Consider the following 18,765-nt stretch of genomic DNA (forward strand, 5'->3'; position numbering starts at 1 on the left):
TGCTGCCATGATGCTGGGACACACTGCGTCTGGTCCTTGGAGGCTCTGGTTATGGCTGTGAAGTTCGGCGTGCCACCCGAGGGTGAGAAGATTCGCTCGCTGGTGGACGAGCGGCTGAAGCAGGCTATGGCCGAGGACGGTGCGAAGATCACCGTGGAGTGGCGCGGCGAGCAGAAGCATCTGCATGTGATCTCCATGCCAGTCGACGTGCTCTACTTCAACCCCGACACACACCGCATCCGCGCACAGCGCACGCTGCAGCCGGAACGTAACCGGGTCCTGGAGGAAGAGCCGTGGAGTGAAGCTGGGCAAACGTATCTGCATGACCTGCTGCGTTGTCGGCCCTCAAATCCGAACCAGACTGACCCGGACTACTTGGCTCTTCAGGATGAGCTCGACGACGTAGGGCAGCGGGAGCCCGGAATCATCAGTCCGGACGGCATTCTCGTTGACGGAAACACCCGCTGTGCCGCGCTGAAGGACCTCGGCATCAGGGACATCCGGGTGGGGGTGCTCCCCGCGGACACGTCACGTCGCGATATCAACAGCGTTGAGCTCGCTCTGCAACTGCGACGTGATAAGCGGCGTGAGTACTCGTATATCAACCGTCTCATCGCGATTGAAGACGAGCTTGCTGACGGCCGTCGTGAAGAAGATGTGGCCCGAGACTTCAACATCAAGAAGACGACTCTCCAACAGGACCGCTGGGTCTACCAGTTGATCAATGACGCCATCGACCGTAGTCGGACGACGAACGGCGCCGTTCTCAGGCTCGTTGACTTCGAGGACCATCAGGAAAAGCTCCGCGAACTACACCGCGACTACACCAAGCTTGCTAAGACTGACCGCGACGCTGCCGAACAGCTGAAGGAATCACGTCTGGCGATGGTCGTTCTGAACTACGCCAAGACGACGGTGCGTCTCGCAGAGGCTGACTTCCACAGCCGCTACCTGGACAAGCGACTGCCTGATGAACTGAGGCCCGCAGCCCAGGAATCCGCAGCCGTGTCGATTCCAGGCCTGACTGGGGTGGCGATTCCAGATGCCACCGCAACTGTGAAGACCACCCGTGCTCTTACGGACTCGTTGCTCCAGGCGAAGGCGGCTGCCCAGGCCGGCGACATGCTGGATGCAGCGACCGTGACGAAGGCAGATGGACTCATCAAGTCGGCGCGCAAGACCTTCGACGCAGCTGTGAAATTGGCCGGGGCGAACGCAGAACTGCAGAAGCGGCAGGTGGCTGTTCCCGACCGCCTGACGGACGCGGCTGACTACGTGAATCAGTGTGCCGCTGAGTTCGCTGAAGCCAAGGCCAAGCGCGCGCTGGACGAGGACGCTTTTGACGACGCCCTCCTTACTCTGAAGGCCAGTCTCGCCCGGCTTGCGAAACAGGCTGGGCGTACCTTCAGCTCCCCCGGCAACGGCGTGGAATGGCTTCTCGACTCAACGCGGGAGAACTGATGGCGGAGCAGTCTCCTGCGCCCAGTCTGGAGATCGGCTTCGGTGAAGGTGTGACCCGGGCGCGACTCCGGGCCGGCACTGGCTACGAGGGCGAGCTTCGGCGGCTTGCCCTTCGGTTTCAGAGTAGTGTGCAGCGCTCCCCCGGGACTTTGGAGGTCGAGATCGACGACCTTCTGACGAACCTGGTGGCGCTTGCCACTTGGCCTGAGCCCAGCAGCGTCTCCTGGGATCCTCAGTTGGCCGCTTTGGCCACAGACTCCGCAGTAGACGCGCAGACCGTCGCTAAACGGCTTGACCCGACAGCCGGTCCGGACGGTGAGGTCGGTGCCGATGAGGTCCGTGGCCTGCTCGGTCCCGACTGGGTAGCGGATCTCACCGGGTTCCAGCGTCGGGACATCGCCAAACTGCTTTCCCTGCGCCACGGAGCGAACTTCTCCGTACCTGGGGCTGGGAAGACTCGCGTAGGCATGGCTGTTTTCCATGCGCTTCGACGCACCAAGGGCATCGAACGGCTTCTGGTGGTCGGGCCGAAGTCCTGCTACGAGTCCTGGAAATATGAGAACCGTCAGTGCCTGAACGATCCCTTGCGCATGGATGTGTTCTCCAAGGACGCTGATCCGGCCGCTGACGCACTGATCGTCAACTACGAGCGGTTGCGCCAAGACGGGGTCGTAAACGAACTCGGCCGATGGTTGGCAGCGCGGCCGTCCATGCTCCTGCTTGATGAAGCCCACCGGATGAAGCGCGGAGCGGACGGGACGGATGGTGCCGCGTGCCTCGCGCTCGGGCCACGCAGCAGGCACCGGCTGATCCTTACTGGTACGCCAGCTCCCAACGGCGTCAAGGATCTGGAGAACCTCTTCGGGTTCGTGTGGCCAGGCCATGGTCGTCAGAAGGTTATTCAAGCTGTTGCCGGGGGAGACCTCGCCAAGGCGAGCCAGGTTCTGCGCCCGTTGTTCACTCGTACTACCAAAGGCGAGCTCGGGCTGCCGCCGGTGTCCACGAATTTGCGGACCGTTCCTATGCCACCTCTTCACCAAGAGGTATACGAGGCCCTTGTTGGCCGGTTCACTGCTCGTGCTGCAGGGTCCGAGAATGATTTTCTCGCTCTTGGCAAGATCATTGTTTACATGCTGATGGCGGCGACCAGTCCTGCGCTGCTCGCTGTCGGAACCACGCGGTATGAGCCGCTGTCGTATCGAGTACCGCCTCTCTCCGTGCCTGAGGGAACGCCGCTCTTCGATTTGATGCGAGATCTTCCGAGTTACGAGATGTCACCCAAGTACCGTGAGGTTCTCGACATTGTGAGCAAGAACGCGGCCCGCGGACGGAAGACACTTGTCTGGTCTACCTTCGTGCGGAGTCTCAATACACTGGAGCACATGCTCAGCGAGTTTTCCCCGGCTCTGGTTTATGGCGGGTTGGGCGACGCTGATCGCGAGGAGGCGATCAAGCGCTTCCGGTACGACCGGGACTGCATGGTTCTGTTGTCCAACCCGGGGACTCTGGGCGAGGGAATCAGCCTTCACCATCACTGCCACGACGCGGTTTACGTAGACCGCGACTTCGCGGCTGGCCGCTTCCTGCAGAGTCTGGACCGCATTCACCGGCTTGGCCTCGCACCTGAGACAGAGACACGAATTACGGTGCTTGCCTCAGAAGGCACGATCGATGAAATCGTTGATCAACGGCTCAGCGACAAGCTGCATTTTATGGGGAGTATCCTTGATGACCCGGCTGTGCGGCAGCTGGCCGATCTTGAGGAAGAGTCACCCCAGGGCGGTGGCCTAGACCACCGAGATCTCCAGGCTCTGATGGGTCATCTCCGTGCCCGTGCCGCCTGAGCCTGTCTTGCGTGCGGCTGTCCGCTGGCTGGAGAAGCTTCCAGCCAGCGGTGTTGCGCGTGTCCGGGCCCTGTTCACTACGCATAGCGACTTCAGTGACATTACCCCGACTCAGTATGACGCGGCATATACATGGATCAGGGAGACAGGGCTCCTTGAGGGGCCCCACAGCGGGGTACCCGTGCACTACAGGGTCTTTGACACTGCCATGGCTCATAGCGGAGTTCCCTGGTTTCAGGATGCTGATCTTCTCGTTCGCAGGCCGGACGAACTTCCTGAGGATGCCCTCCGCGCAGCAGAGACCCTAGGCCTTACCGATGACGAAGCTTATGCACAGGTAAATGCCCTATGGGGAAAAGTCAACACCGAAGAGCGTTCCCGGATCGGCTCAGCTGGTGAACTTGCGCTCCTTGAGCTGCTCTCCGAATCAGCTGAGGGCCGCGTCGAGCACGTCGCGGCGTGGTCGGATGGTTATGGCTACGATATTTTTGTCGATGCCCACCTGCATTCTGCTCATTTGGAGGTGAAGACCACGGTTCGTAGGGGCCGACTCACCATTTATATTTCACGCAATGAATACGAAACCATGCTGCGTGATCCGGCTTGGGAACTCGTGACAGTCCGCCTCACCCCTGAACTAAAGCTCACGGCGGTAGCCGCAGTTCCAAAGGAGTGGATTGCGGGTCACGTCCCCTCCGACCGTACGGTACGGGGTCGTTGGGAGTCATGTCGGCTCGATATACCCCCGGAGGTACCCGTGCCGGGTATTCCGAGTCTCGCGCCGATACTCGCCGACACCGCCTCTCAGCTGCTCAGGGGTGAGTCTGGGGCTTACGGGGAAGAGCAGCCAGGCGGATCTGCTAATGCGAGGATCTCAGGCGGTCTGGACTCCTGCGTCTGAGAGGAGGAACTCCTCAGGTTCGGCGGGCCATTGATCGTCGTTGGGCTCGGGGCAGTGCGCCAGGGGCCGTGCATCCTCAAATGCATCCTTAACAGCGGTACGCCATTGATCGAGCGAGCCCCGGATGATGAATGGTCCGAGGCCGAGAGTCATGCTGCCCTCATCGTCAATGCGCAACGGGGCTGGTTCTTCGCCGACGAGGACATCACTGGCGAGACCAGTGGCGGCAGCGTCGAGAGCTGCTTCGAACTCCGCTGGGTTAATCCACCCGACCCAACTCTGTCCGTTAAGTTCCGCCTCTGCCGCCAGTACGCTTCGGCCGGCTCCGGTGTACCCGGCGAGCACGAGCGACTGCGATGCAGCGCTCTCGGCTGCTGTGCCATCTTCGGTCAGGAAACTCGGACGGAACTGGTCGAGTAGTGTCGTGATCCGCTCTGCTAGCAGCATCCGGCGAGCGGCCAGGAAGTCACGGTATCCCTCGGATTCCAGAACAGCAGGGTCGTTCGGGATCGCGTGCGCGGCGCGGTCGCTGGGCCCCACACTCTGCATGTAGGCAGCTGGAGAACGGCTGCCGATGATGTTCTTCGACGTCTGCTCAGAGACGAACACGATGTTCGCGAGTTCGTTGATTTCCGCGGATGAGTACTTATTGCCATGGGTACGCAGTTTCGTCGCCGGATGTATGAGGCTGTACTGCGGCTTGCCAGATTTTTCGACACCCTCCGAGATGGGTCCGCCGTCCCACCAATCCGTCGCCCCTGCATGGGCGGCGGCCAGGTAACAGAACATCAGATATGGGCTCTGATGGTTGCGGCCGGACAGATCGCCAGCAGTTACCGAGAGGCGACGATCGCGGATTCCCAGGTTGGCGAGCAACGCTGCTACAGGATCTTCCGCGTCGAGCATCCTGATGTCCTGTGTCAGTGTGGTGTCCGTAGAGCCGCCGTACCGGTTGCGAGCTGTGGCAGCCAAGAACCAGTACAGAAGTCCACTCTCGACCTCCTTGGTGACCTTGGAGTCTCGGGGCTGTCGGCCGTAGTAGAGGATCAGTGGATGGAGCGCAGCAAGAGACGGAACCAGGGCTGTTGTCGGGATGAGGAGCCTCTCCGCGAGGAGAGGGACGACATGGGCAAGCCCTCGCTGGACCTTGTCCCACCCTGATTCGACCATTTCTCTGCTAGCGGCAGTCAGCTTCGCTACGGAAGCGAGTCGCGTGCCCGTCGTCGACAGGCTCAACGTCAGAGCCTTGATCAGGAAGTTGACGTCGAGAGCCCCGTACCCGTGCTCAGCCCAGTGAGCAGATTCCGCTTCCAACTGGCCCAGGAAGCCTGGTGTGCGTGCCGAGAGTGTCGCGAGTGCGAGGTCAGTGGTCTTGAGCGCTCGTCCGCCGCTGTTCACGCGGACGAAGATGTCCGCTACTTCCTCATATCCGAACTCGTGCAGCACTTCCATGTGGAAGTCCCGCTGGGTGATTTTCTGCAGTGCGCTCAGGCGGCGTCCGATCTCAGACTCGGGGATAGCAAGTCCAGCACCTTTCAGCTCGCCATGGATCGCGAACATGTCGGCGTCAGGGCCGACGACGTCGTAGACCTTGATCCACTTCCGGTTGCGCCGTGTAGCGGCACTCTGGTTTTGGAAGGCCTCTGTTTCGATGTTGAACACGACCTGGGCGTCCGGGTGGTCGGTCAGGACCCGAAACAGAGAGGTGAGTCGCTGCTGGCCGTCCAGTAGATACAGAGGCATGGTGTTTGGTACGGCTTGAGGCGCGCCGATCGCTGCCTGCCGGGTCTCTGCTAGCTGGCCGGTTTTCCAGAAGAGGAGGGAGCCGGCTGGGTATCCGCGATACAGCGACTCTATGAGCCTGGCGACCTGCGATGCCTTCCACACGTATCCACGCTGGATCTCCGGGAGCATGATCTCCCCAGCCGCGATCTGCGTGATGAGTGTCCGGACGTCGCGGTTTGTGCGCTCGACCGCCACTGTGCCCCCCAGCGTTCTATGCGGTGGCGGCTGAACAGCCAGCACCCGCCCTCTGCCTCGATGCGAGTTCAGTTGGACAGCCTCCCCGCCGCAGAAGCCACGTACGCCTGTACTCGCTGGAGAACAGCGTAGAGGGAGCGGGAAGGGCCTGTGGCCTGGACTCTTCCGCTGCCGTGGGAAACGCCAGTTACCCTCGGCTGCTGGTCCGGATGGAACGGCTGCTCAATGTGAGTGTTCACCTCGCTCCGCTCTTCTGGCGGAAACGGCTTGGCAGACCGTGAGTGAGCAAACCTCTGCGGGCTCGTGTTCCCAAAAGCGAAGGACTAGCCATCCTGCCTCCCTGAGCCGCTCATCGGTGTCGCGGTCGCGCTCCATGTTGCGCAGCACCTTCTCTGACCAGTAGCCGGGATTTGTCTTCGGCGGAACGTAGTGCTGGGGGCAGCCATGCCAGTAGCAGCCGTCAATGAAGACCGCTACCTTGACAGGCCGGAACACCATGTCGGCAGTTCGGCGTAGGTCTGGCAGGGGACGCGCGGCGACGCGGTATCGCAGCCCCTGTGCGTGCACTAGTCGCCGGATCAGCTTTTCGGGCTTTGTGTCACGGCTGCGGATCGCCTGCATGTTGCGGCGCCGGGCCGCGGAGGAAGCCCAGGAGCCCTCTGGCGCTTTCCATTCGAGATCTTCGGGCACATCGCTGAGCGTAGTACTGGTGGGAAGCGGCGGGAGATGGGCCCTGCATGGAGGCTCAAGCCACTGCTAGGGATGAGATGGGGCCCCGCCTGGTCGAGCCGGTCCGCCGACGTAGGCAGGCGGAGATTTCGTGAAAAGCCGGGTGTCGACTCTGTGACAAGCAGAGCATTTCGTGTGCGACCTGTCATGTGCCGGATCAGCGACATCTCACCATAGGAGTTGCAGATGAAGCGTTTACGGAGAACACAGCTGCTGGGCCTCGGCGTCATGGGGCTGATGCTCGGTCTGGTGGCCGCCCCGACCGCGCAGGCGGCACCGGCCGGGTCGGCAACTGCCGCGGCTCCCACGGCCGTTGAGTGCAGCGGGAGCTGGGACGGCAAGAACTACTGGGCGAAGAGCCCTTCAGGGAGCAGCGGGGGAGGCTACGCGCGCACCTACTGGAACTCCTCGACCAAGCGGAACTGTGCGAAGTTCTTCTCCAGCCCCTACGACGGTCTGGCGTCCAACATCACGCTGTACCTCCACGACGAGAGCGGTGACTACACCGCCGACCCGCCGCAGGAGCACCCGGCGAACTACCACTACTACGCCGGGCCGCTCTACACCTGGTTCGACGCGACCAATGAGTGCATCCACCTGAGCGGCTCGCTGGTCCGGGGCGGGGTGAAGTACACCCTCAGCACCCCGGACATCCGGTGCGGCTGATCCAGCGGCGTCGAACCGTACAGCGGCACCGCTCACTTCGTAGGTGCCGTCGGGCCGCCCGCTTCTTGGTCAGTGTCGTGCCTCCGCGGACCGCCTCAAGGGCGCTCCCTGAGGTCGTGTCGCATGCGACGATCGGCCTGCGGCCGACCCTTGACCCAGTCCGCTCCGGCACGGCGGAGAAGCGAGCGGGCGGCCCGGGGAAACGGGTGGCCCAGGTGGGTTGGGAGCGGGGTCGGCTGCCAGGTGGGCCGGGGTCGGGGAGTACGCAATCGCGTCTCGCATGCACGCCGGGTTGGTTCTGCGGCTTTCCGCCCACGGGTGGATTGTCAGTGGGCCTCGGCATGATGGCCCAGTGGATGATCTCGCTGTGTTGCGGCAGGAGTTCTCGGGGGACGAGGACGCGTTCATGGTGATCTTGATTAGGGATCACCGGTGGGACAAGGGGGCCTTTTCCCGGCTGGAGCGGGCGATGCGGGGTGTGTGTGAGGCGTTCGAGGAGCGTGGGCAGCAGGACTTGCCGCGGTGGCTGGTGGAAGGGTTCTGGATGTGTGCCGACTGGCTCCCGAGCCAGACGGATCATCCGCAGTTTCCCAGGCCTGAACCGCCGACTTACTACAAGGCGGCTGTCGCGAGGTTGCTGGATCTTCAGTACTGGCTGGTGACGGGGGAGTCGCCGTACCTGCCGGGCAGCCCGGTCGCAGATCTATAGGAGAGGGGCAGGCCCCCGGCGCCGACCAGCAGTGCCTCGGACCCGCCCCGCCGGGCGTTCGCTCACTCCCCGTGGCACTCCCCATAAACCCGTCCCGACCCGCACCAGCAAGCCGTCCCCCGCTGTGGCGGCCACTCCACCGCGCGGCCTCGGGCCGCCAGGGTCGTCGCGTACTGGGGGAGCAGCGCGGTCTCCGCCGGGGACATGCCCTCCGACGCCGCGAAGGCCTCGTACGACGGGACCGTGCCCGTCACGATGCCGAGGTTCGCCGTGCCGGAGGCGGACAGTTCGCGCAGGGAGGCCTCTATCGTCGCCAGGTGCTCCTCGTGGGAGGGGTATTCCGAGGACAACGAAGGGTACGCGCTCACCAGTTCCGTCAGTTCGGAAGCGGGCCAGTGCAGGACCGCCACCGGGAAGGGGCGGGACAACGCCTCCCGGAACGTGCCGAGTTCGGCGCGCAGGCGGGAAATCTCCGCCTCCAGTTCCGCCGGGTTCTCCGAGCCGAGGGACCAGACGCGCTTCGGGTCGTGCAGCTCGTCCAGGGAGACCGGGGAGGAGTTGACGAAGTCCGCCAGGACGTCCCAGTCGTCGTGGGCCAGCCCCAGCATGCGGCGGACGCGGTGGCGGCCGAACAACAGAGGGTGGGTGGAGTACGGGGGCTCTGGTACGTCCGTCAGGAGCACCTTCGCTCCCTGCGTGAACGTCTCCTGCGCCTGCTCCAGCTCGTCGTGGGACTCCAGGGCCTCCGCGACGATCACCCACGGGGCCGGGTCCCGGGGGGATGCCATGCGGACGCCCTCGATGATCGCGCGGGCCTCGGCCTCATGGCCGTACTCCCAGAGGTTCGCGGCCTTGAGGGCCCGTACCAGATGGGGGTTCTCCAAACCCTGGGACGAGGACAGCAACCGGTCGTAGAGGGAGGACGCGGCGGGGCGGTCGCCGGCCAGTTCCAGATGGGCCGCGGCCTGCAGGAGCAGGGCTTCGGCGTCCTCGGGATACCGGTCGGCGGTCCGCTCCAGGCGCGCCGCTTCGGCGTTGTGGTCGACGTTCTCGGCAGGCGTGTCGGGGCGCATGGGTGACACCGTACTGCCGATCAGTGGCAAAGAAGAGAGAGGTGCAGGCCAGGGGCCGCACAGGGCCCCGGCCCGCACCCACGCCTCAGATCGTCACGCCGTCGATCTGCAGCGTCTGCACCGCCTTCGCCGCGAACGGCACGGCCACCGACTTCCCGCTCAGGAAGGTGTTGGAGTACGACGCGTACTTGTCGCCGCCCGTCGTCACCGTGTTCCAGCGTGGGACCAGGCCGCCGGAGCCGCCCGTGACCGTCGTGAAGCGGGACAGGTCGAAGGTCAGGGTCTGGGCCGAGGTCGAGGTGTTCAGGGCCACGATGACAAGGCGCTTGGCCGAGGAGTCGTAGGCCGCGACCGCGTTGCTCACACCCGTGTCGATGATCTTCATGCCGGGGCGGATGTGACGGCTGAACTGGGCCAGCACGTAGTACTTCGTCTCGATCGCGCCGGCCTGAAGGGTGCTCTCGTCGTACTTGATCACTCCCCAGCCCGCCGTCGGGTCCATGACCTGCCAGTAGACCCAGGCCGTGGGGTGCAGCCAGCGGAAGTCGTAGAGGAGGTTGAAGGCCGTGGTGTAGCCGGTGCCGTCGCCGTCGCCGGTCTCGGAGTTCCACAGGGCCTTGCCGGCCGTGGTCACCACGTCCGTGTAGAGGAGGTCCCGGCGGCCGTTCGAGCCCTGGTAGCCGTGGACGTTGACCCGGTTCACGTACCCCTTCGTCGTGGAGCTGAAGGAGTTCCAGGTGGTGCGGGCGAGGTCGTAGCTCGTCTCGTCGGAGGCCGAGATCTTCACGCCGGTCAGGCCGCGGTTGTTCAACTCGCTGCGCAGGTACGGCAATACGGCCGACTGTACCGTCGCGTCCATGTGGCAGCCCTCCTGCGTGCCGGTCGCCGTCCACCAGGACGAGGAGGGCTCGTTGAAGGCGTCGACCGTCGCGAAGTTCACGCCCCAGTTGTTCTTGGCGTACAGGGCGGTCGCGGCGAGGTGGGAGGCGTGCTGGCGGTAGTTCCAGGTCTGGAGGTTGTTGCCGCCGCCCGAGGCGCCGGAGGGGTTGTGGTTGCTGCACATCCACCACATCGGGGAGTTCGCGAAGAGCTCCGAGGTCGCGCCCCGCGCCGTCGCCTTCACCAGCATGGCCCGCTGGTTCGCGTCCGCCGTCCAGTCCCATGCCGAGGACGTCGGGTCCTCGTTGTTCCAGTCCTGCCAGTAGCCCTCGATCTGCTTGAAGGCGGGGATGTTCGGCGAGGCGACCATCGACGAGCCGCTCACGGTGTTCCAGCTGCACGCGCCCAGGTTGTAGCGGGCGATGTTGAGGCCGAGGCCGGGGAGCGAAGTGCCGTTGTAGGAGGTCGACTTGGTGGTGAAGAAGATGTCGGCGAAGTCGTCCCGGGCGCCGAACACGTTCGCCCACCAGGCCAGGGAGGTGCCCCAGCCCTCCCAGGTGCCGTACGAGGTGCCCGGGCTGACGGCGATCGTGGCGTCCGCACGGGCGGTACCGGTGGCCAGCGCGCTGCCGAGGAGGGTGCCTCCTGCGGCTGTCAGCAGCGTTCTGCGTCGGATCATGGCTACTCCGAACTCCGATGGTCGACACTCCGATGGGTCGACACTTCGATGGATCGACGTGGTCTTCTGCCCCGCGTCGTGGCCTGCCCCGTTCATGCCACGACGAAGCATCGGGTGTGGCCAGTGGGGTTGTCGAGAGTTCTGACAGCCCTTCTTAAAACCGGTGGAGGAAGTTCGGTATATCGGACGCGTCCACGGTCGCTCCGGCTCTGCGAGGTCCTCGGCCTGGTGACTTGTGCGCCTGCCCCTTATCGTGCGGGCGGCCCCGTCCGAGGAGGCGCGAGACATGCGGCAGCGGATCATGCACCACGGAGTCCGGCGTCGGCGCGAGCGTCGCCGCCGCGCGGTGTGGACCGGCGGCGAACTGCTGGTCACCGTGGGCGTCGTCCTGCTGCTGCTCGTCGTGCACCAGCTGTGGTGGACCAACCGGGAGGCCAGGCAGGGTGCTCAGCGCAGGGTCGAGGCGCTGGAGCGCGAGTGGGGACAGGGCGGGGGAGCCGACTCCGGTACGGCCGCCGACTCCGGGTCCCCGTCCGCCGCGCCGAGACCTCCGGAGTCCCCGGAGTCTCCGGCCGAGCGGGACGCCCCCGCCACCGCCCGGGACACCGTCCCGACGCCGGACCCGTCCCAGGCGTACGCCGTCCTCAGCATCCCCCGGCTCCACCTCCGCGTCCCCGTCGCCGAGGGCGTCGGCAAGCGGAGCGTCCTCAACAAGGGGTACGTCGGCCACTACCCCGGCACCGGGCAGCCGGGCCGCGCCGGGAACTTCGCGGTCGCCGGGCACCGCAACACCCACGGCGAGCCCTTCCGGTACGTCAACCGGCTGGTGGCCGGGGACACCGTCCGGGTGGAGACGAGCAGCGCGGTCTACACGTACGCCGTGGACAGGACGCTGCGCCAGACCTCGGCCCGCGACTCGGGGGTGATCCGCCCGATCCCGCGCTCCACCGTCCACCCCGCCCACGGCTACACCGCGCCCGGTTACTACCTGACCCTCACCACGTGCACCCCGGAGTACACGTCCCGGTACCGGCTGGTGGTGTGGGGCAAGCTCGTGTCCATGCGGCCGCGTTGACGGCGTCACTGCTCCCGCAGTCCCAGCACGCTCGCGGCCGCCACCAGCGCCAGTCCCGCCGACACCAGCATCGCGATGTCCGCGCCGTGGGCGAGGCCGCCGCCGGAGGAGGTGGCGATCGCGATCGTCAGGGCGACTCCGGCGCAGGAACCGATGTAACGGAAGGTCTGCTGGGCACCCGAGCCCATCGCCGCGCGGGCGGCCGGCACGGACTCCACGGCGAGCAGCGGGAGCGCCGCGTTCAGCAGGCCGCTGCCGACGCCGGCGATCACCAGGCCCGGCAACAGCCGTACCCAGGAACCCGCTTCCAGCGAGCCCAGCATGGTCAGCACGCCCGCCGCGTGCAGCAGGAAGCCGATCGCGAGCTGCCAGCGCGGCGGCACCCGGCCCGCCAGGCGCCGGACCTGGAGGGCCACCGCGAAGGACAGGCCGGACCAGAGGAGGAAGAGCCAGGCCGTGGCCATCGCGGACAGGTCGACCGTCTGCTGGAGCAGGGCCGGCAGGAAGCTGAACAGGCCGATCACCGCGAGACCCGTGAACAGGCCGCTGGAGGAGGACGCGAGGAAACGGCGGTGACGCAGCAGCTCCAGGTCGATCATCGGGGTGGCCGAGCGGCGCTCCACTGCCGTGAACAGGGCGAGCAGGACCACGAACGCCAGTAGCAGCAGCGCGACAGGGGCCCGCAGCCAGCCGTCCCGGCCCAGGGTCAGCGCCGCCACCAGAGCGACCAGGGCGAGCCCGAAGGTCACGGCCCCGGCGAGGTCGGGGCGGCCGCCGCGCGGGGCCCGGGACTCCGACAGGAGCCGTGCGGACAGGACGGCCACGAGCACGGCGGCGGCGCCGAGAACGCCGTACGACACTCTCCAGTTCGGCATCGCGCCGCTCAGCAGGGGGCCGACCGCGATGCCGCCGCTCACGAACGCGCCCCACACGCCGGTCGCGTGCAGGCGGCCCCTGGGTGAGGGGAACGCGTGGACGATCAGACCCAGGCTGCTCGCGAGGAGCGCAGCGCTGGCCGCGCCCTGGGCGATCCTGGCCAGCGTGAACAGCCAGGTGGAGGAGGTCAGCGCGCCGAGGGCCGTGGTGAGGCCGAGGGCCAGGGTGCCCGCGACGAAGATCCGGCGGCGGCCGTAGTCGTCGGCGAGGCTGCCGGCGACCAGGAGGAGGGCGGCGAGGCCGAGCGGGGTGCCGTTCAGGAGCCAGGCCTGGGCGGACAGCGGGGTGTGCAGGTCGGTGGCGACGTCGGGGAGCGTGACCATCGGCGCGGTGTACGTCATGAGGGCAACGGCGGTGGCGGCGCTGGTCAGGGTGAGCGTGGCGGTGGGGTGCGCGGGAGACGCCTCGAGGGTCTCGGAGACCTTCACCTCAGTGAGAGTTCGTTCATTGAACCTAGCCATGGCGAAAACCGTAGCAGAGTGAGTTCGGTCATTGAACCCATGGCAGGAAAATGGTTACAGTGGGCGGCATGGCACTGGGCAAGGACTACGCGACACAGGAATGTTCGATCGCCCGCGCGCTGGAGATCGTCGGCGAGCGCTGGACCCTGCTCGTCGTCCGCGACGCCCTCTACGGCGTCCGGCGCTACAACGACTTCCTCGTTCACCTCGGCATCCCGCGCGCGGTCCTCGCCGCCCGCCTCCAGATGCTCACCGAGGAGGGGATTCTCGAGAAGCGCCGGTACCAGGAGTCCCCGCCGCGCGAGGAGTACGTCACCACCGACCGCGCCCTCGCGCTGTGGCCCATCCTGCGCGCCCTCGGCCGCTGGGGCCGCGAGCATCGCGGCGAGAGCGCGCTGCGCCTCTTCCAGCACGCCGAGTGCGGCACCGAACTCGGCTCCTACGGCGAATGCCCCGCCTGCGCGACCGTCGTACCGGTCGACGAGGTGCTGATGCTGCCGGGCCCCGGACTCGACCCGGACCCGGCGGATCCGGTCAGCCGCGCCCTGCTCAGGCCGAAGAGGCTCTTGCAGCCCGTCGCGGTCGATCAGGTATAACCGGGGGAGGAACGACTACGAGGAGGGGGAGCGCCGTGATCCGCAACTGGACGACCGTGCGCCCCGCCGCCGTTTTCGTGCTCCTCGTCCTCGACGTCGTCCTGCTGGACACCAGCAGCCTCTCCGCCGCCGTCGCGCTCGCCGCGACCGCCGCGGCCGGCTCCGCGTTCGCCGCCTGCTCGCTGATCGCCTCGCGCTGCGCGCCCGCCGTACCGCCCACCCGGGTCCGTACGGCCATCCGCGACCGCGCGCGCCGCACGGCCTTCCTCCCGCAACGCGACCCCGACGCCAAGGGCCGCCCCCGCCCCCGCGCCCCCGGTCACGCCCTCCCGGCGACCGCCGCGTAGGGGTTTCACTCCGTAAGGACCTGCAAGGACCTGTGAGGACCTGCAGGGATCTGTGAGGACACCCCGCGCGGGTCGTCATGCCGCCTCGCACCACTCCCGGCACGACGAGACCCCCGGAGGGCTCAACCCATGTCCGTCTTCGCTGATCTGGTCCAGCAACTCGCCGACCTGCTCCACCCCCTCTTCGGCGCCACCGCGGCCGCCGCCGCGATCGTCCTGTTCACCGCGTTCGTACGACTGCTCGTGCACCCCCTGTCCCGCGCCGCCGCCCGCGGCCAGAAGGCCCGCACCAAGCTCCAGCCGAAGATCGCCGAGCTGCGGAAGAAGCACAAGGACGACCCCGAGAAGCTCCAGAAGGCCGTGATGGCGCTGCACGCGGAGGAGAAGGTCTCACCGCTGTCCGGCTGTCTGCCCGGGCTGTTCCAGCTGCCCGCGTTCTTCCTGCTGTACCACCTCTTCTCCAACACCACGATCGGCGGGAAGGCGAACGAACTGCTCAGCCACGAGCTGTTCGCCGCGCCGCTCGGCGGACGCTGGGCGGACGCCCTCGGGGACGGCGGGGTGTTCGGGGGAGCGGGGCTCGTGTACGTCTCCCTGTTCGCGTTCGTGGTCGTGGTGGCGACCTTCAACTACCGCCGCACGAAGCGGATGATGGCCGCGAACCCGGTCATGCCGGTGACCGACGGGCAGCCGGTGCCCGGCGCGGGCGTGATGAGCAAGGCCATGCCCTTCATGTCCTTCTTCACGCTCTTCACCGTGGCGGTGGTGCCCTTGGCGGCCGCGCTGTATGTGGTGACCAGTTCGACGTGGGCCGCGCTGGAGAGGGCCGCCCTCTACCGCTGACCGGTCCAGTCCGTGAACCGGGTATTGCGGACGGGACGCCCAGCTTGGAGGATCGACCAGTCATCCGATGGCTGCACCCGTCGGCGGACGCCCCGCGATCTAGGGAGATTGTGATCATGAAGCTGCTGCGAGTCGGTACGGCGGGAACGGAGACGCCCGCGCTGCTCGACGCCGACGGGGTCCTGCGGGACCTGTCCGGTGTCGTGGACGACATCGACGGGACGCTGCTCGCCGACGACGCCGCACTCGGCCGCATCCGCGCGGTCGCGGAGGCCGGGGAGCTGCCGGCGCTGGACGCCACGGGGCTCCGCGTCGGACCGCCGGTCGCGCGGATCGGGAAGATCGTCTGCATCGGCCTGAACTACCACGACCACGCGCGCGAGACGGGGGCCGAGCCGCCCGCCGAGCCGGTGATCTTCTTCAAGGCCGCGGACACCGTGGTCGGGCCCTACGACACGGTCCTGGTGCCCCGGAAGTCGGTGAAGACCGACTGGGAGGTCGAGCTGGCGGTCGTGATGGGGCGTACGGCCCGGTATCTGTCGTCCACCGAGGAGGCGCTCGCCCATGTCGCCGGGTACGCGGTGGCGCACGACGTGTCCGAGCGGGAGTTCCAGATCGAGCGCGGGGGGACGTGGGACAAGGGGAAGAACTGCGAGACGTTCAATCCCCTGGGGCCGTGGCTGGTGACGGCTGACGAGGTTCCCGATCCGCAGAGCCTGTCGCTGAAGCTGTGGGTCAACGGCGAGTTGAAGCAGGACGGCACCACCGCCGAGCAGATCTTCTCCGTCGGTGAAGTGGTGCGGTACGTCAGCCAGTTCATGACGCTGTACCCGGGTGACGTGATCAACACGGGTACTCCGGCCGGGGTCGCGATGGGGGAGCCCGAGCCCAAGCCGTATCTGCGGTCCGGGGATGTGGTGGAGCTGGAGATCTCGGGGCTCGGGCGTCAGCGGCAGGAATTCAAGGATGCGTAGACGCTCCACTGGGAGAACCGGGGACCGCGCGTGGTCCGGCGCCTGCGGGCAGCCTGCGGCTTGTCGCGCCCGCCCGGCCGTAGCCGCGGACAGACACCGCCCCGCGCCCCTTGAAAGCCGCACCTCACCCAAGTAGCGATGCGAGCCTGCGCCAGGCCTCCCTCGGGAGGTCGTAGCGCGGGCCTCCGTCCACGACTTGCAGGGCCACGTGGTCCGCGCCCGCCTCGATGAACTCGTCGATGCGGGCGCGGATCTTCTCTTCCGTGCCCCAGGCGAAGACCGCGTCGACCAGGCGGTCGCTGCCGCCGTCCTTCAGGTCGTCCTCCGTGAAGCCGTTGCGGAGGAAGTTGTTGGTGTAGTTGGGCAGGCCCAGGTAGACGGCCAGGGATCCACGGGCCAGGGAGCGGGCCTTCGCGGGGTCGGATGCGAGGACGACCTTCAGTTCCGGGGCCAACAGGGGCTCCTCGCCCAGCAGCTCGCGGGACTGTGCCGTCTGGTCGGCGGTGATCAGGTACGGGATCGAGCCGGCCGCGCGGCCCCGGGCCAGGCCGATGGTCCTGGGGCCCAGCGCGGCCAGGACGCGGCCCTCGGCCGGGACTCCGGCCTCGTCCAGGGCGTCCAGGTAGGCCACCAGGGCCGAGTACGGCCGCTTGTACTGGTCCGCGAGCTTGGCGTGGCTGACACCCAGGCCCAGGGTGAAGCGCCCGGCATGGGCGGCGTTCAGGTCGGTGAAGCTCGCGGCGGCGGCCCCGGGTTCGTGGTCCCAGATGCTCTGGATGCTGGTGCCGACGACGATCCGCGAGGTGGCATCGAGGAGCGGGGCCGCGTTGGCTGCGGAGCTGCTGCCACCCAGCCAGATCGCGCCGAACCCGAGTTCCTCCAACTCGGCGGCGGCCTCGGCGCGTTCGCCCCGCAGGGACGGGTCCTCCGCACGCAGGCCGCCGCCGTTCCAGATGCCGTACTTTCCGATGCTCTGCTTCATGGCAGGTGCCAACGAGCTGGAGCCCGGTGTCATTCCGGCCCCCTTTACCGCGCCTTGCTCAGGAACTCCTCCAGCGCCTCTACGACGAAGCGGTGGTCCTGGAGCTGGGGCAGCCCCGAGACCGTCACCGTGCCGACTACGCCCACGCCCTCCACCGTGATCGGGAAGGAGCCGCCGTGGGCCGCGTACTCGTCCGGGTCCAGACGCGAGGACTCCTCGAAGGTGCTGCCCTTGGCGCGGAAGCGGGCGCCGACCAGGTAGGAGGCGGAGCCGTAGCGCTCCACGACCCGGCGCTTGCGGTCGATCCAGGCGTCGTTGTCCGGGGTGGAGCCCGGCAGGGCCGCGTGGAAGAGCTGCTGGCCGCCGCGGCGGATGTCGACCGCCACCGGCGCCTGCCGCTCCCTGGCCATGTCCACCAGCAGGGAGCCCAGCGCCCACGCGTCCTCGTACGTGAACTGCCGGAAGACCAGGCGGCGTTCCTGCGCCTCCAGCTCCTCCAGGGGCGGGGTGAGTTCCGGCTGGAACTTCGGGGTCAGCCCGGTGTTGTGCGTCACAGCTGCACCGCCACTCCGTCGTGGGCCGAACGGCGCGCCGCCTCCAGTACGTCGAGGGCGGCGGCCGCCTCCAGCGCGGTCACCGGGTTGGTGCCGCCGCCGGTAAGGGCCCTGGCCACGGCCGCATAGTAAGCCGGGTAGTCGCCGGGGAGGGTGGGGACGGGGCTGCCGCCACCCGTCACGGGGGACTCGCCCGAGCCGAGCCGGCCCCACAGCGACTCGGGCTCCTCGCCCCAGCCGGCCGCCGTACCGGGGCGCTCGCCCTCCCGCAGCGCCGCCTCCTGCGGGTCCAGGCCGTACTTCACATAGCCCGCCTTGGAGCCCAGCACCCGGAAACGAGGACCGAGTTGGGCGGTGGTGGCGGAGACGTAGAGGTGGGAGCGGACGCCGCTCGCGTGCGTGATCGCGAGGAACGTGTCGTCGTCGATCTCGGCGCCCGCGCGGCGCACGTCCGCCTCGGCGTACACGGAGGCGGCGGGCCCGAAGAGGGTCAGGGCCTGGTCGACGACATGGCTGCCGAGGTCGTACAGGAGACCTCCGATCTCTGCGGGGTCGCCGGACTCGCGCCAGCCGCCCTTGGGCTGCGGCCGCCACCGCTCGAAACGGGACTCGAAGCGCCATACATCGCCCAGTTCGCCCTCGTCGAGGAGGCGTCGGAGGGTCAGGAAGTCGTTGTCCCAGCGGCGGTTCTGGAAGACGGAGAGGAGCAGGCCGCGGTCCTCGGCGCGGGCGGCCAGCTCACGCGCCTCGGCCGCCGTGCCGGCGATCGGCTTGTCGACGACGACCGGCAGGCCCGCCTCCAGGGCGGTGGTGGCGAGCGGGACGTGCGTCTTGTTCGGGGACGCGATGACGATCAGGTCCAGTTCGGCGGCTCGGGCGAACAGCTCGTCGGCGCCCGCGACCGTACGGACGTCCGGGAACTCGGCGCGGGCCTGTTCCTGCCGCTCGGGGTTCGAGGTCACCACCGTGTCGAGGGTGAGGCCCTCGGTGGCGGCGATCAGCGGGGCGTGGAAGACGGAGCCCGCGAGGCCGTAGCCGACGAGGCCCACGCGGAGGTCAGCAGCAGTCATGCCTCC

18 protein-coding genes are annotated in these 18,765 nt (G+C 67.2%); 10 read left to right on the forward strand and 8 right to left on the reverse strand.

The features are described 5' to 3' along the window. Positions 1 to 51: 51 nt before the first annotated feature. The 3 genes from ABZT02_RS27895 (at position 52) to ABZT02_RS27905 (ending at position 4,206) form a co-directional block, all read left to right on the forward strand. Entirely contained in the window at positions 52 to 1,461 is a 1,410-nt protein-coding gene (locus tag ABZT02_RS27895; protein ID WP_356021945.1) for a transcriptional regulator, read from the forward strand. Then, the gene (locus tag ABZT02_RS27900; RefSeq protein ID WP_356021947.1) at positions 1,461 to 3,305 is read left to right on the forward strand and encodes a DEAD/DEAH box helicase; all 1,845 of its coding nucleotides are present in this window, start codon (positions 1,461 to 1,463) and stop codon (positions 3,303 to 3,305) included. The genes ABZT02_RS27895 and ABZT02_RS27900 overlap by 1 nt, the downstream gene beginning before the upstream one ends. Before the next feature lie 208 nt (positions 3,306 to 3,513). Beyond that, positions 3,514 to 4,206, forward strand: coding sequence for a DUF3883 domain-containing protein (locus tag ABZT02_RS27905; RefSeq protein ID WP_356022105.1), 693 nt, complete (start codon positions 3,514 to 3,516; stop codon positions 4,204 to 4,206). On the opposite strand, the gene ABZT02_RS27910 is transcribed toward ABZT02_RS27905, so the two are convergent. Continuing rightward, the gene (locus ABZT02_RS27910; RefSeq protein ID WP_356021949.1) at positions 4,180 to 6,186 is read right to left on the reverse strand and encodes a DUF262 domain-containing protein; all 2,007 of its coding nucleotides are present in this window, start codon (positions 6,184 to 6,186) and stop codon (positions 4,180 to 4,182) included. The genes ABZT02_RS27905 and ABZT02_RS27910 overlap by 27 nt on opposite strands. A gap of 222 nt (positions 6,187 to 6,408) precedes the next feature. Continuing rightward, positions 6,409 to 6,876 carry a very short patch repair endonuclease gene (locus ABZT02_RS27915; RefSeq protein WP_356021951.1) on the reverse strand — a complete coding sequence of 156 codons (468 nt, stop codon included), beginning with the start codon at positions 6,874 to 6,876 and terminating at the stop codon, positions 6,409 to 6,411. A gap of 225 nt (positions 6,877 to 7,101) precedes the next feature. Here ABZT02_RS27915 and ABZT02_RS27920 point away from each other — a divergent pair, with 225 nt between their 5' ends. Together ABZT02_RS27920 and ABZT02_RS27925 are read left to right on the forward strand one after the other, a co-directional pair. Beyond that, positions 7,102 to 7,581, forward strand: a complete 480-nt coding sequence (locus ABZT02_RS27920) for a hypothetical protein (RefSeq protein ID WP_356021953.1) — start codon at positions 7,102 to 7,104, stop codon at positions 7,579 to 7,581. Positions 7,582 to 7,933: 352 nt separating this feature from the next. Continuing rightward, positions 7,934 to 8,290 carry a hypothetical protein gene (locus tag ABZT02_RS27925; protein ID WP_356021955.1) on the forward strand — a complete coding sequence of 119 codons (357 nt, stop codon included), beginning with the start codon at positions 7,934 to 7,936 and terminating at the stop codon, positions 8,288 to 8,290. 62 nt (positions 8,291 to 8,352) lie between these two features. Here ABZT02_RS27925 and ABZT02_RS27930 read toward each other — a convergent pair whose 3' ends face one another. Both ABZT02_RS27930 and ABZT02_RS27935 read right to left on the reverse strand, forming a co-directional pair. Continuing rightward, the gene (locus ABZT02_RS27930) at positions 8,353 to 9,363 is read right to left on the reverse strand and encodes an SEC-C domain-containing protein (protein ID WP_356021957.1); all 1,011 of its coding nucleotides are present in this window, start codon (positions 9,361 to 9,363) and stop codon (positions 8,353 to 8,355) included. Between the two features lie 85 nt (positions 9,364 to 9,448). Beyond that, positions 9,449 to 10,921 (reverse strand): beta-1,6-galactanase, encoded by a 1,473-nt coding sequence (locus tag ABZT02_RS27935; RefSeq protein WP_356021959.1) that lies wholly within the window; start codon positions 10,919 to 10,921, stop codon positions 9,449 to 9,451. Between the two features lie 286 nt (positions 10,922 to 11,207). On the opposite strand from ABZT02_RS27935, the gene ABZT02_RS27940 reads away from it, so the two are divergent. Further along, positions 11,208 to 11,996, forward strand: coding sequence for a class E sortase (locus tag ABZT02_RS27940; RefSeq protein WP_356021961.1), 789 nt, complete (start codon positions 11,208 to 11,210; stop codon positions 11,994 to 11,996). Positions 11,997 to 12,001: 5 nt separating this feature from the next. On the opposite strand, the gene ABZT02_RS27945 is transcribed toward ABZT02_RS27940, so the two are convergent. After that, the gene (locus ABZT02_RS27945; protein ID WP_356021963.1) at positions 12,002 to 13,393 is read right to left on the reverse strand and encodes an MFS transporter; all 1,392 of its coding nucleotides are present in this window, start codon (positions 13,391 to 13,393) and stop codon (positions 12,002 to 12,004) included. 68 nt (positions 13,394 to 13,461) lie between these two features. On the opposite strand from ABZT02_RS27945, the gene ABZT02_RS27950 reads away from it, so the two are divergent. The 4 genes from ABZT02_RS27950 to ABZT02_RS27965 all read left to right on the forward strand — a co-directional run bounded on the left by ABZT02_RS27950 (position 13,462) and on the right by ABZT02_RS27965 (position 16,153). Beyond that, positions 13,462 to 13,989, forward strand: coding sequence for a helix-turn-helix domain-containing protein (locus ABZT02_RS27950; RefSeq protein WP_356021965.1), 528 nt, complete (start codon positions 13,462 to 13,464; stop codon positions 13,987 to 13,989). A 35-nt stretch (positions 13,990 to 14,024) separates the two neighbouring features. Then, on the forward strand, positions 14,025 to 14,336 hold the full coding sequence (locus ABZT02_RS27955) for a DUF6412 domain-containing protein (RefSeq protein ID WP_356021967.1): 312 nt from the start codon (positions 14,025 to 14,027) through the stop codon (positions 14,334 to 14,336). A gap of 129 nt (positions 14,337 to 14,465) precedes the next feature. After that, on the forward strand, positions 14,466 to 15,179 hold the full coding sequence (locus ABZT02_RS27960; RefSeq protein ID WP_356021969.1) for a YidC/Oxa1 family membrane protein insertase: 714 nt from the start codon (positions 14,466 to 14,468) through the stop codon (positions 15,177 to 15,179). Positions 15,180 to 15,295: 116 nt separating this feature from the next. Beyond that, positions 15,296 to 16,153 carry a fumarylacetoacetate hydrolase family protein gene (locus ABZT02_RS27965; protein ID WP_356021971.1) on the forward strand — a complete coding sequence of 286 codons (858 nt, stop codon included), beginning with the start codon at positions 15,296 to 15,298 and terminating at the stop codon, positions 16,151 to 16,153. Between the two features lie 124 nt (positions 16,154 to 16,277). On the opposite strand, the gene ABZT02_RS27970 is transcribed toward ABZT02_RS27965, so the two are convergent. The 3 genes from ABZT02_RS27970 to ABZT02_RS27980 are packed head-to-tail and all read right to left on the reverse strand — an operon-like array spanning position 16,278 to position 18,759. After that, positions 16,278 to 17,135, reverse strand: coding sequence for an LLM class F420-dependent oxidoreductase (locus ABZT02_RS27970; protein ID WP_356021973.1), 858 nt, complete (start codon positions 17,133 to 17,135; stop codon positions 16,278 to 16,280). A 44-nt stretch (positions 17,136 to 17,179) separates the two neighbouring features. Further along, complete coding sequence (locus tag ABZT02_RS27975) at positions 17,180 to 17,689, reverse strand: heme-degrading domain-containing protein (RefSeq protein WP_356021974.1); 510 nt, start codon at positions 17,687 to 17,689, stop codon at positions 17,180 to 17,182. Continuing rightward, the gene (locus ABZT02_RS27980) at positions 17,686 to 18,759 is read right to left on the reverse strand and encodes a Gfo/Idh/MocA family oxidoreductase (protein ID WP_356021975.1); all 1,074 of its coding nucleotides are present in this window, start codon (positions 18,757 to 18,759) and stop codon (positions 17,686 to 17,688) included. Before ABZT02_RS27980 ends, ABZT02_RS27975 begins: the two co-directional genes overlap by 4 nt. Positions 18,760 to 18,765: the final 6 nt, after the last annotated feature.

This window comes from Streptomyces sp. NPDC005402, assembly GCF_040606575.1.
Taxonomy (GTDB): domain Bacteria; phylum Actinomycetota; class Actinomycetes; order Streptomycetales; family Streptomycetaceae; genus Streptomyces.